The organism is Bradyrhizobium sp. B097, assembly GCF_038957035.1.
Lineage (GTDB): Bacteria > Pseudomonadota > Alphaproteobacteria > Rhizobiales > Xanthobacteraceae > Bradyrhizobium.
Map to the genome: position 1 here is coordinate 6,565,252 of NZ_CP152412.1, position 13,725 is coordinate 6,578,976.

Annotated in this window: 1 protein-coding gene; it reads right to left on the minus strand. The window is 65.5% G+C overall.

Features of this window, described 5'->3' with window-relative positions:
- Nucleotides 1-103: 103 nt before the first annotated feature.
- Nucleotides 104-13,606 carry a filamentous haemagglutinin family protein gene (locus tag AAFG07_RS30435; RefSeq protein ID WP_342723443.1) on the minus strand — a complete coding sequence of 4,501 codons (13,503 nt, stop codon included), beginning with the start codon at nucleotides 13,604-13,606 and terminating at the stop codon, nucleotides 104-106.
- Nucleotides 13,607-13,725 lie beyond the last annotated feature (119 nt).

Genomic DNA, 13,725 nt, shown 5'->3' on the forward strand with positions numbered 1-13,725 from the left:
GCTTCGCTCCTCGCAATGACGAGGTTGCATACATTCACGGGCCTTCAACGTGAGAAGGGCAGTGCGCAATCCGGATCAGCGCAGCCATGACACCAACGACCGGTTACTGCCCACCGCCGCGGCGACGGCGCTCGTCGTCGTTGCCGTTCGGCTTCTGGTTATTGCCACTGCCGCTGTTGCTCGGCGCCGCGTCATCGCCGCCGCTGCCGCCATAGCCCAGCACCTCGACAATTACGATCGAGGGCTGGTCATTGGGCTTGTTCGGCGCCGGCTGCCCCGCCTGCTGGGTCGCAGCGGTTGCGTTGTTGTTGACCGCGGATAGCGTGGTGCTCGGCGTCGGCACAGTGGGCAGCCCTGCCACCGTGGTGGCCTGAACGTTGTAGGCATTGAGCACGACCGGCGCCACCAGCAAGACTTCGTTGCCGGCGCGAATGCCCGCGGAGCCGAGGTCGATGGTGCCGCGCGGCGCAACCAAGGCGACGTTGCTCCTGGTCGGATCCTGCCCGGGCAGCGTGACCAGCGCGGCGATGCCGGCGCCGGTGACCAGCCCCTGCGGGTTGATATAGCAATAGCCGTCAACAGTGCAGATCTCGCTGAGCGCGGGGCTCGAGACATAGGTCTTCGGTCCCGCGCCGGCGCTGATGTCGCCATTGGCGGTGAACAGGCCGATGTCGCCGCCCTGCTGAGTCATGATGCGGCTCTGGTTGACCAGGATCGAGTCGTTGGCAAAGGCACGGATGGTGCCGCCGCCGAGCGTCAGGATGCCCTCCTGGCTCGGGCTCAAGGTATCGAGCGAGGAGTGGCCGACGGTGATGCCGCCGCCCGGCCCGAGGATGTTGATGTCGCCACCCATCTGGGTCTCGAGCACGGAGGCCGCGACGTTGAACCTGCCGGTCGCGATCTTCGGCGCGGCCTTGCCGTCGACGCCCAGGCTGTTGTCGGTGTAACCGTGGCCGGCCGGGAACAGAGTGGCGATCGCGGTGTAGGCCCGTGCATTCTGCCCAAAATAGGGGCTCGCCGGATTCTTGAAGTCCTTCCCGACCTGGATCAGAAAATCGAGGAAGGCGTGATCGACCATCAAGGCCTGCCCGGAAGACGACAGGCCGCCCAGGAACATCGGCCATACCCGACTTTCTGTAAGGCTGAATGGTGCGACGGTCGGATCGACCAGTCCGGTCGCCGTGAACTGGACGTTCGAGATACCCGCGGCGTTCAGCAGCACCTTGAGCTCGGCCGCGGACCGGACGCTGGTCTTCCCTGCGGCGATCAATTGACCGAGCAGCGTATTCATCTGCTGCGTGATCGACGGCAGGAAGTCGATGCCATTGGCGGCGGGGTCCAGTTTTGGATCGGCAGCTCGCGCCGCCACCACCAGCGGATCGACGAATCGCAAGATCGCCGGCACGTAGTCGATGCCCGGTTTCACACCGAATAGCAGATCGACCTCGGCTCCCTGGGACGGCAGATACGGCTTGAGAGGGTTCGTCGGCAGACCGGCGAACGCACCGCCAACCGCGCTGCCGTTGCCGAGCGTCGCGATACCACGGGTCGACGTATCGGATGCCGAGAACGGACCCAGATCGTGCCCGGCCTGCAGCACGAAGGTGCCGGGGCCATAGAGAAGATAGGAGCCGCCGACCAGATCGTTGCCGGCAACGATGCTGGTGATGTCGGCCGCGTTGTTGTTCTGGCCGATGAAGGTCAAACTGATATTGGCCTGCGGCGTGCCGTTGCTGGTCGTCGAAACGCCGCCGCCCTGGGCTATCCCCGCGTAGATGTTGTTGCCCGCCTCGATCCGCGCCGGCTTGATCAGTGTCACGCTGGTGGTGACACTTCCATCGATGTTAACGGCATAGATGTCCTTGCCGGCAGCGATGACGACGGGCACCGGATCGTTCGCATGCAGCGCCTGGGTCAGGGTCGCCCACGGCAGCCCGAGCGGGTTGACGGAGTTGCCGGCCAAGTTGATGGTTCGGTCATTTGAACCGATATATCGCGTGATGCCGCTATCAAGATCGGGCATCGAAAGACCTGCTCCCAGATCGATAGAGCCGGCCGCGACGAGATTGACAGTGCCGGTGTTACTCGGCACCAGGTTGCTTACGTCCGTCTTGCTGAGGGTCAGATTTCCGTTAAGTGCGGCGAGGTCGAGCGTAGCGGGAAGGAGCAATCCGACGGTCGCGGGGTCTGCCTGCCCGCCGAGGAAAACGCCGCCCGCATTGTGCACAAAAAGCCCCGGAATCGATACCTGAGAAACAGTTGGGGCGGTTACGTCGCCGGTGAGACTCGTCAGCGAAACGCCGCTGCTTGGGCCATAGCTGGTGAAATAATTGCTCCAAGAGACGTTGCCAGAGTTGAAGGGATCTGGAGATGCGCCAGGCAAATATTTCGCAGGATCGGCCTGTATCCCGAGATTAACCGGCAACGCGGCGGGATCGTAGACGTTGCCGAGCGTCACCGAACCGCGCGCGGCCAAACTAATGAATCCGTCCTGCACCGCCAGCAACAACGGCAGCGCATAGGTGCCGGCGACGGAGTTCGCGCCGAGTGTAACTCCGAGAGTCGGAAGGCCCTGGTTTAGCGGATTGCTGGTGGTGGCCTGCACCGAGCCACCGACCCGGATCAGGCCGGCGCCGCGGCCGACCAGGAAATCGCTGCTCAGGAGGTTACCGCCGGCCGTCACACTGAGATTGCCGCCGCCGTAATACGTCACCTTGGGCGGATTGGCCGACGTGAAACCGCCGCCGACGACGAGCGTCTCCGGCAACGACGCGCCGATATCGATGATATCGGCGCCGGCCGACAGCGTGACGTTGCCGCCACCCAGCGCGCCGAAGCCCTGGAAGAAGGTGGCGTAGTTGATCCAGGCCGCGGTTTGGCAGGCAACCGCGCCCGCCGCCGCGCACGCTGCGAACGGCGTCGATGTGCCGTTTGAGAGGCCGTAATGGATGTACCAGTCGCTCCACATCTGGCCGGTCGAGCCACCCTGCACGCCGAACCGACTGCCGTCAGAATCGGTCGGCATCTCGATGCCGATGATCGAGCCGCCAGCGGTGATGGTGACCGCGCCGCCGCCCGTTGCCCAGGCTGGCGTGCTGACCAGCCCGTTCGGGTTAAAGCTGTAGCCAATGGGCAACGTCGGTGCATTGAAATCCACGGGCGTGGCTATGGCGGCGCCGGCCGTGTAGACCGTGCCGGGAGCGAGTTGGTCGCGCAGTTCGACGTTACCGGCCGCAGCGATGGTGATGGAGCCGGTGCCGGTGCGCACGATCGTCGGGACGTAGATGGTGCCTCCACCTGCGAGGTTTGGCTCGGAGTTCAGATAAGAAGTATGCCCGTCGACGGCGACGGTGCCCGTGACGGTCGGGGGCAACGACGACAGGGCGGCCACGGCGTTGGGATCGACCTGCTGTGTGGTGCCGGTGAAGGCCGCGCCGGCAACGATATCGTAGGAAAAGCTCCCCTTGCCGCTCACGGCCGCCGACATCAATTGCGACGCCGCCGTGGCGTTAAAGACGACGACAGGACTTCCACCAGGCGCGTTGTAGACCGCCGGGTTGTTGGCGATCCGGTCGGCGGGAGGCGTCTGGTCGCCCGACGGCACGTAGGTCCCCTGCACGGTCGTGTAGGCTGGCGGCGGGGCCGGTGGCGTCACCGCGATGGCGGCAAGGACTCCGTTACTGAAGTCAAGTCCGGCCGCAGAGTCCAGCCCCGCTGGCAGGTTCGTTCGGGGAAGGAAATTGGACAGCCTGCCCTTAGCGCTGCCTAACAGGTTGGTGTTGATGACACTGAGGAAATAGGCCGTCCACTTTGTGGCATAGTCTTGCGCAGTGGTGACCACGTTGCCGTTCCCTGAAAACAGCAACCTGCCGATGCCGGTGGTCAGATTGTAGTACTGTGTCCCTGTGGTGGGCGCCGCGGGGATCACGTTGACTGACGGATCCAGCAGACCGGTGACGTTTCTGGCCTGAGCGTATGCCACGAAGTCTGCGTAGGACAGCACGATCCCGCCGCGCGCCGAAACGCCGGTCGACGGGTTGATCCCATTGACGTTGACGCCGATCAATTCGGTCTCGTAGGCGCGGAACATCCGCAGGTACTGGGAATAATATTGATTGTATTGATCGATCACCGCCGGATCGCTGGAGGAAATGACGACCGGCTGCGCCAACTTGAACTGCAGCGTGAGCGCGTTATAGGCGGCATCCGACAGCCCGAAGAATGCGGCACTGGGTGAGGCCGTGGGCGATGAGGGGCCCGGCCACGAGCCGTTGGTCTTCACCAGATAATCGACGATCCCGCTTGAATTGTAGACCAGGTTGTTGCCGTCCGGGAACATGCCGAGATAGGCTTGATAGAGGCTCGAATTGAGTTCGCTCGCATAGAGGGCGGACGCGTCGCCGCCGCGCGGCGTATAGTTGACAAAGAAGCCGTCGGTCACCGTCGCGTTGATGTTGATGTTGTTCCTCACTTGCAGGACCAGCGACCCGGGCTCGCCGCCGGTCGCGGTGCGATACACCAGCGAGACGTGGCCGGATGCATCGACACTGCCTGCGCCCAGATTCCAGTTGCTGGCGACCGTGATGTTGCCCTTGTTGATGTCGAGGCTCGGATTAATCAGATCGATCTCGGGCCGCACGTGCATATTGGCGAAGCTCGCTCCGCCGCCTGCAGGCGTCACGGCAAGGTTCTGCACGAAGCTCGCCAGCGTGTTCTGATAGAAGCCGACGTGATCGGCATTCGGCGCGGTGACGATGAAGATCGTACCGGTCGCGAGCGGCGCCTGCGGCGTCGGCGCCACGATCGTATTGCCGTTCTGATCGGTCGTGTTGCCGTTCTGGTCGGTGCCCGGCAGCGGATTGCCGGCGGCATCGAACCATCCGGCCGGATCGATGATGCCGTCGAAATGCTGCGCGCCGGTCGAGCTGTCGGTGGTGCTCCACACCGCGTAGGGGTTGAGCACGACACCCTTGCCGATCGGGTTGCCGCCACCATCGACCACGCCGATGACGGTGCCGCGGAAATCGACGTTGACGGTGTTGTTGGTGAGGATCGGCGCGCGGATGATGACCGCTCCGCCGGCATTGTTGATGTTCGGCCCGCCCGGGCCGCCGCTGACGTCGAACATGGCGCCCGAGGCGACGCTGATCGCCCCCGAGGTCGACATGTTCTGGTAGCCGTAGGTGGCGTTGACGGCGCCGTTCGCGTCGGGCGTGCCGGTGGTGCCCAGCGTGATGGTGCCGCCGGTCTGCACCAGGCTGGCGGCGGCGTAGGCCGGATCGGACGGATCGCCTGCGGCGTAGGACGCCTTGAGCACGGCGCTGCCTCCGATGCTGACGCCGCCGGTGGTCACGCCGCCCGCGGTGACGCCGGCGCCATAGAGCGAGATCTGGCCGCCGCTCGGCCCGCTCGCATCGATGGTGCCGTTGACGACCACGCTGCCATTGTTGGCAACCAGCAGCACCTTGCCGGAGTTGAGCGTCTGGCCAGCCTCAATGCGGATGTCACCATTGCCGAGCCGGACCGAGAAGCCGCCGCTGAATGCGGTCAGCGGCAGGCCGGCCGCCCCGCCGAGGCTTCCGGCCTGCAAGGTGAAACTGCCGCCGAGATCCTTGAACGCGGCGCTGCCGTCGAGGGTGCCGTCGAGCGACGCGGCATTCGCAGCCAGGATCGACAACGATCCTGCAAAGCCGCGGCCTGCCCCGGCGACGCTGACAGTGGCGCCCTGCCCGACGATCACATTGCCGTTGGTCGACGCGAGTTGCACATCGCCGCCCGGTGCGTCCTGGACCACGTCGAGGATCGTGATGCGCGAACCGGACGCATCGATGAGGGCGCCGCTGCCGAGCACAACGTCGCCGGCGGTCGCGGTCAGGCTGACCTTGCTGGACAGCGCCTGGATCGTCGCGCTGTCCGTAATCGACCCGCCCGCGACGGCGAGAATGCCGCCGATATTGCTGGCGACACTGGCGGGCTTGGTGCCCGCGCCGGTGACCAGGCTGATGTTGCCCAGCGTGCTCAGCGATTGCGTCGCGCCGCTATTGACCACGATCGCCGGCGCGGACAGCACCATGTTCGCGGCACCAGCGCCGCCGCCTGAGAACGTCACCGTCGGCAGGCTCGAATAGCCGGTACCGGCATTGGTCAGCGTCACTCCGGTGACGGCGCCGCCGGACACGGTGGCGGTCGCCGTCGTGCCGGATCCGCTGATCTTGATGGTCGGGGTGCCGAGGTAACCGTCACCCGGATTGGTCAGATTGATTCCCGTCACGTTGACGACGGCCTGCGCCGTCGTCGCCACGCCTCCCCCGCCGTTCGCGAAGGAGAAGGTCGGCATGCTGGTGTAACCGGAGCCCGGATTGGTGACGGTCACGCCGACCACGCCCAGCGACGCGGTCAACTGGGCGCCGCCGTCCCCGGTGGCGCTATCGACCGAGATGAAGTCGACAAAACCGGGGAAGCCGGAGCCGGCCGAGGTGAGCTTGACGCCGGTGACCGCACCGTTGGCATCGACGATGGCCGTGCCGGTCGCCGTGACCGGGTTGCCATTATTGTCGGTTCCGGACACCGTGACCGGATCGCCATTGCTGTAGCCCGAACCGCCGCTGACAACGGCAAAGCTGACCACGCCAAGCAACGCGGTGGCTTGGGCGCCCGATCCACCGCCGCCCGAGATGGTCACATCAGGGATGCTGGTATAGCCAGTGCCTGGGTTCGCGATCGTGACTCCGCCGATATCGAACAGCAGCGCTGCAGCCGCAACCGATCCTGTATCGAGCGTGCCATTGCCGCTGAATGCAATCGCCCTGCCGGCGTTGAAATAGATCTGGCTGAAGCCGCCGAGGTGCTTGGTGCCGACGTCCTCGGTGATGACCTGCGAAGCATTGAGCGTGAGAATGCCGCCGGCGCCGGTGATGCCCGTGCCGGTCGCGCCACTAGTGTTAGCGAGGTCGATGTTGGTGGCATTGACGGTGGTGTTGCCACCCTGGCTGTAGAGCCCCGCGCTGTCGAAGGTCAGCGTGCCGATCGGATTCGCGGCATCGCCGATTTGCAATCCGCTGGCGTCGTACAGATTGATCACGGTCGCGCTGCGCAGCCGGACCGAGACCGCATCGTTGAAATTCGCCAGTACCGCAGGGTTCAGCACGATGCCGGTGCTGCCGCCGCCGATGTTGATGACCGATCCGGCGATGTCATAGTTCCTGGCGTTCAGGATGGCGTTGGAGGCGAGCGTGCCGCTGCCGCTGGTGTCGAGCGTCAGCGCATTGCCGCCGTCGATGACCGCGCCGGCGCCGACCGAGAAGGCGCCGAGCGGTGTCTGGCTGCTCGGCAGCGGACCGGGCCCGCTGTATTGGCCGGGCACATAGACGCGGCTGACGTTCACCGTGTTGCCATTCGAGACACGCAGCAGCGCGCCGTCGCCGCTGGCGAAGACATAGCGGCCATTGGACTGTTGGACCGGCAGCGCGCCGATCGTGATGTCACGGTCGGTACCGCTGGGCACTGCGCCGATTGCCCTGACAACGCTGCCGTCACCGATGACAAGACCCCTGCCGGTAACAAGAGCTCCATCACCGGCAAGCGAGACAAGAAGCAGCTCGGGCCCGGTCAACGGATGCGCTGCGTCGGTCAGGACCTCGAGATTGAGCGCGCTAGCGGTGATGTTCTGGACGCCGTTGACGACTTGAGCGGTGCCGCCGATCAGCACCGAGGACGCCCCGAGGCGGCTGATCTGATCGGCATCGAGCACGAGGTAGTCGATGGAACCGGTGCAGCCCGGCGCGCTCAGGCAATCGCCCGCCGGCACCGCCTGGTCGGCGGCGCGGATCAGGATGTTGCTGCCACCGATCTGCACCTGGCCGCCGCCGCCGACGAGGCCGGGCGCGAGATCGCTGGTGCCCGGCGCGAAGCGATTGGTGCCGGCAAGGTCGAGCGAGTTGATGGCGCCGAGCACCAGCACACCGCCGTCGATCGGCAGCGGCGGCGGTGCCTTGCCCGCGGCGAGCGCCTGGTTGCGGAAGAAGGTGGTGCCCGAGGTGATGTCGATGCGGGAGTATCGCGACCACACCGCTTGCGACTGCAACTGGAAGGCCGCCGATTGCGACGAGCGCGCGCCAGTCAACGAGTTGCCGAGCGTGCCGGTGACGTATTGCGAGCCGTCGGCACTGGAGGTGCTCGCGACTGTATTCGGATTGACGTTGTTGGCGACCTGGACAACGCGGTAGGCGCCGGGCAGCGTTGCGTACATTCCCGGCAGCAGCGTGTAGGTGCCTGCGGGGATGCCGCTGCCGGCACCGATGGTCACCGACTGACCCGGTGCGATCCCGTTCGCGAACGGCTGCGAATTCCCGGTCGCCGATGCGCCGAAGGTGGTGCCGGCCGGCACCACCAAGCCTGAGTAATATGGAGAGAAGGCGAAGTTGGGATCGAAGGCCGCCACAGCCGACGAGTACGTCGGGACCAACGCGTAGACCTGGCGGCCGTCAGCATAGGTCGGCGTGATGCTGCCGTTGGCGGGGTTCTGCTGGTAGGTCGTCAGCACATTGCGGCTGCCACCGGTTCCCGCCACGAACTCTGTCGCGTAGATGTCGCCGCCACCGTTCAAGTCGAGCACGGCGCCGGACTGGGTCGCCACATCAGTGCCGAACAGGCTGATCGACTTGCTCGGCGGCGCAGTGAGCACCTGAGGCACGATACGGTTGGAGTTAGGGGCGCCCTGATACCAGGTGGTGCCGTCGACGGTGTAGCCGTCGGGCACGACTAGACCGGCTGCCGAAACGGAGGTCAGGCTGCCCGCGGCCAGCGTCACGCTCGCCGTCGGCACGAAGGTGCCCGAGGCAAAGTTGATGCCCCCCTCGTTGGCAATCGCCTTGATGAACTGGGCCGACACGTCGCTGCCGGTCCGCACGCCCAGGACTATGTTGCCAAGCGGCGCCCACAGCGTGCCGCCCTGCACGATGGTCTGCGCGCTGAGCACGATACCTCCGCCGACCGAGAACGGCGCCGTCGGCACGCCGTTCTGTGCGATCGTGATCGCGCTCGACGGGCCGGTCGACATCAGCAGGAAATCGGTGTTGCTGACCGGATAGATCTCGGCCGCGCGCAGCGTGAGATTGCCGGGAACCAGCAGCGCGCCGCCGAACACCGTCTCTCCCGAGCTCAAGCCGCCGTCGATGAAACCATAGTATTGCGGCAGCAGCCGGATGGGGCCGGCGCTGGTGAGGTTGACGCTGCCGGCGTTGTCGAGCCCAATGCCGCGCTCGAGGTCGATCCATTGCGCCGTCACGCTCAACGTGCCGGCGCCGGCGGTCGGGACGATTGACACGCCGCCGACCCCGACCCCGACCATGCGAACGTAGCCGGCGTTCAGATTGACGACGGACCCATCCGCAATCGCAACATGCCCATTGCGCGCATAAAGGGTCAGCGCGCCGGGGATCGTGACGTTGAGCGAACCGTCGAACGCAATGGTTTGAGCATTGAGCGTCACGGAATCGAAGCCGCTGTTGCTCAACGTATCGGCCCCGATGAATGCGCCCGGTGTGGCCGTCGCGCCCGAAGCCGGCAGGTTCGTTGCGACCACGCCGGGCTGCTCCACGACGATGGTGTCCGGCGTCGGCGGGGCTCCAACCGCATTGTTGTTGATAACGCCGATGGTCAGGCTGCCGCCGGCTGCAAGCGGCGCACCGCCGGCCGCATCGACGGTGCCGGCAAAATAGACCGTCGTGCCGGAGAGCTGCAGGCTGCCGCCGTTGCTCCAGGCTGCTTGCCCGACGAAGTGCGGTCCGAAACCAGCCTGCGGCACCTGGATCAGGTTGCTGTCCGCGGTCACGGCTGCGCCCTGCAGATTGAACTGCGCGCCCGGCTCCGCCACCACGGTGGTGGCCAACAGCGAGATGGTGCCGCCATCGCGCACCGTACCGGTGGAATAGGTTTTCACCTGCGGATTGGGTACGAATACGCCGCTGACATCGAGCACGGCGGTGGCGCCGACGCGCACCTCCTGGCCCGTTGCGGTAATGGTTCCTGCGGGCGCAATGATGCTGCCGAGAATATCGGCCGTCGCAATCGGATTCAGTGTGACCGTGGCCAGCGGATCGGCGACGACGGCAGCGCCGCGATCAACCAGCACATTCGTCCCGCCCAACGTCAGGCTGACCGGCTTGCGCAGGCCGTCCGGCAGCAGCCCCAACGATGCGAAGTCGCGCACGCGGGCCCCGGTCGGAATCTGCACCTCGCGGCCCGAGAGCAGTGCGGTCGGCTGCCGTTGCAGTAGCAGCTGCGTGCCGGCGGTCACCGTCGTGCCGCCATAGATGTCGCTCAGGGTGTATTGGGAGAACCCGCCGCTGGTGAAGAACGAGGACGGCAGAACGAGCTGACCGGCCTTCGCGTCCGAAACGATGAAACCGGTGACCGAAGATCCGGTGTAGTTCGCGATGGCGCTGGCTGTCGCACTCGAAGCGTATGACGTCACCTCTGCAATCCCGCCATCGACCACGATGGTTGAGGCCTTCAGCGTAAGCGTCCCTCCGCCATCGAAGCCGCCCGCGTAGATCGTACCACCCAGTAGCACACTAGCCTGATCCGGATGGTTGACGGTGCCGTCGGGATTGGTGCCGTGAGGGAGAACATTGAAACCGTTGTTGCCGCCACTGTTAGGATCGACGATTTTCCCACCGAAGTCGCCGAAATAGGTGACAATCGTCAGGCTGCCGCCCTTGCCAACCGGCAGACCATCCGAGCCGATCTTGATCTTTCCGGTGCTGTCGACATAACCACCGCCAGACAGATCGATTACGCTACCAGGCGATAGCACAATGCTTTGGGTGACGTCGGTGAAGACGCCATCGGTCTGGGACGGTCCATTGCTGGCGGCGACGGTCATGATGCTCACACTGCCGCCGTTGACGTAGGCGCGCCCCTCGAGCTGATCCGCCGATAGACCGATGTCGTTGACCCAGCGCCCGCGCACGTCGAGCACCGCATGCGGCCCGATGACCACCGCGGGTGTCGACGGCACCTGCGGCAGTTGGCTGGCATACATGAAGCCGGTGAGGCTGATCTGGCCGGCGGGCGCGCTGAGCGTACCGTCAATGGTAGCAACGCCGTCCAGCGTGATGCTGCCGCCGGGCCGGACCGACAGGACGGCGTTCGTCGCCATGTCGAGCCGGCGCGCACCTTTGATCGAGACCGCGCCGAGTGACGCATTGGACAGCACATCGGTGAAGATCGGAAAAACGCCGTTGGCGAGCGTCGGCGACCAATTGGATGCGTTGGCGAAATTCAAGCCGTTCAGGCCGTATGGGTCCGATCCGGCATCGGCCTGTGGAGTAAGCACCGCATGTTGCGTGCTGTCGCTCTGCGGCGGAACAGCGAACGTAATGCTCAGCGACGCGCCTTTCGGCATTTGGTCAGCGGGCGAGAGATTCGACGATCCCGCCAGCGCGCGCTGGCGGCTGCCCGCCACCACATTGCCGATGATGTCGTTGACGATCGGATTGATGGCCGCGACGGTGACCGAGCCGGCATTGGCGCCGGTGATGTAGCTCGCCTCATAGTGCGTATTGCTGCCGCCGCCCCATGGACTGAGAAAGATTTCGGTCAGCTTCGTATCGACGACGCCGTTGACCTTGTGCAGCACCGTGAAGCCGTTGCCGACGCCGACATAGGCGATGGTGGGATCGGCGCGGCCGATGTCGTAGATGCGCCCGTCGGCACCCAGCAGGCGGGTGGTGCTGATCATGCCGCCGGTGTACTGCACATAGCCGGCCGACACGTTGATGGTGGCGCCCGGCTGCTGCACGACATTCTTTCCCGACGTCGTGAAATTGCCGCCGACAGTGAGAATCTGGTCGATGCTCTGCGGAATCAGGCCGACATAGCCGGCCGCGTTGAGCAGCGGCGAGCCGACCCATTGCACGCCGTCGGCGCGTGTCCCGCTGAGCCGTGCGTCGATGGTCACGGTCTTGCCGATCAGGGCCTGGGCGAGCGGGCTGTCGGCCACCTCGGCCGCAGTGACGAGGATGCTGATCTGGTTGACTGACATCGGCAGCGTCACGCCGGCGATGCCGGAGAGATCGATGGTGCTGCCCCGCTCGAGCAGGACCGTGCCGATAACACTGTCGGCGCCGATCGTCAGCGCGGCGCCCGGCGCCTTGATCAAGGCACCGGCGCCGCCCGCGCCGCTGCCCTGCACGTCGACACTGCCCACCGCCGTGATATTGATCTGCGGCTGCAGCACCGTCTGGAAGTACGGCGCGTTGCTGGCGCCGTTCGCCGACGTCGGTGTATTGAGCGTCGCGGTCGGCAGGGTTCCGCTGGTTTCGTCCGGCAGGATCGACGTGAGGCTTGCTGCCCCCAGCACGATATTGCCGTTGGTGCCGGCCGCGCAGCCGCCCTGCACGCAGGTCGTACTCAGGCTGATTGAGCCTGTACGCGTCGTGCTGGTGGTGGCGACGATGCCGCCGAGCTGATTGATCGATCCGCCCGCCAGCGTGACCGCGCCGGAACTGGACGAAAGCAAGCCGGAAGCTTCGTTGGTGACCACGCCGCCGCCAGCCAGGACCCGCATCGCGGTCTGGACGCCAACCGCTGTCGACAGCGGCGTTGCGAGGGTGACGGAGCTGTCGGCGGCCAGGATGATCTGACCATTCCTGGTGATAATCGCACCGGCGTTGCTGACACCGCCATCCGCGAGCAGCGCCACATAACCGCCGTCGCCATTCGCGCTCAGCTTGCCCGTGGTATCAATGATCGCGCCAGGCTGGACCACGACCTTTCCGCCGCTACCCTGGTTGAAGATCGCGGCTCCCGATGCATTCGTTGGCGTGACCGTCGGGTTCGTCGGGACATCGCCGATCAGCGAGAACAGCCCGCTCTGCAGATAACCCTGATAGTTGCTGCCGCTCAGCTTGGACGGCAGATCCAGCGTCGACGCAATCAGGGTATGAACGTTGATCTGGCTGGTGCCGCCGAAGATGATGCCGTTCTGGTTGATCACGTAGACCGCGCCGTCGGCCCTGATCGATCCCAGGATCTGGCTCGGCACGCCGGTCGACGCGATCTTGTTCAACGCTGCCCAGTTCGCGTTGCCCTGCTGGTTGAAATTGACTGTGGTGTCCCTGCCGACGTTGAACGATTGCCAGTTCAACACCGCCTGGGCCTGGGTCTGGTTGATGTTGACCGTGGTCTGGCCGCCGCTGCTGGTCTGCGTCGGCGTGCTAGCGCCGACCCAGTTGGTGACGGGATTGGCGACGCCGGACGCGGCGAGGCCGCTGTTCGGCACCAGGCCGCCGGCATTGAGACCGTTGGGCACCGTACTCGGCGCGCTCGCAGCAAGCCCGCGCGCGGCGCTCTGGGCCGCCTGCAATGCCTGGATCGCCTGCGCGGCGCGCGTCATCGACGCTTGCGAGTTCTGTGCGGCCTGCTGCGCCTGCTGTGCCGCTGCCTGCGCCGCGCTGACCGCCGCCTGCGTGGCCGCGGTGCTGACGCCACCCCACGTGCCGAACGGGCGCGCTGCCGCAGGCGAGCCCATTGCAATCGCGATCGAACTTACACCTGCGAGCAACAGGCCACGGCGCGAGGTCGAGCGAGGAAGCGAATGCATGCGGGCCTTCCAAATGCAGCAGGCGATGCGAACGATCGCGACGCAACAAGGCACCGGCCAGCCTGCAATCAGTTGGCCCGATGCCGACAACTCAATGAAAAGCGCGCAACCTAACCGGC

Excerpts from the sequence above, each read along its gene's own strand:
- AAFG07_RS30435 (WP_342723443.1), bottom strand. The coding sequence starts at position 13,606 with ATGCATTCGCTTCCTCGCTCGACCTCGCGCCGTGGCCTGTTGCTCGCA.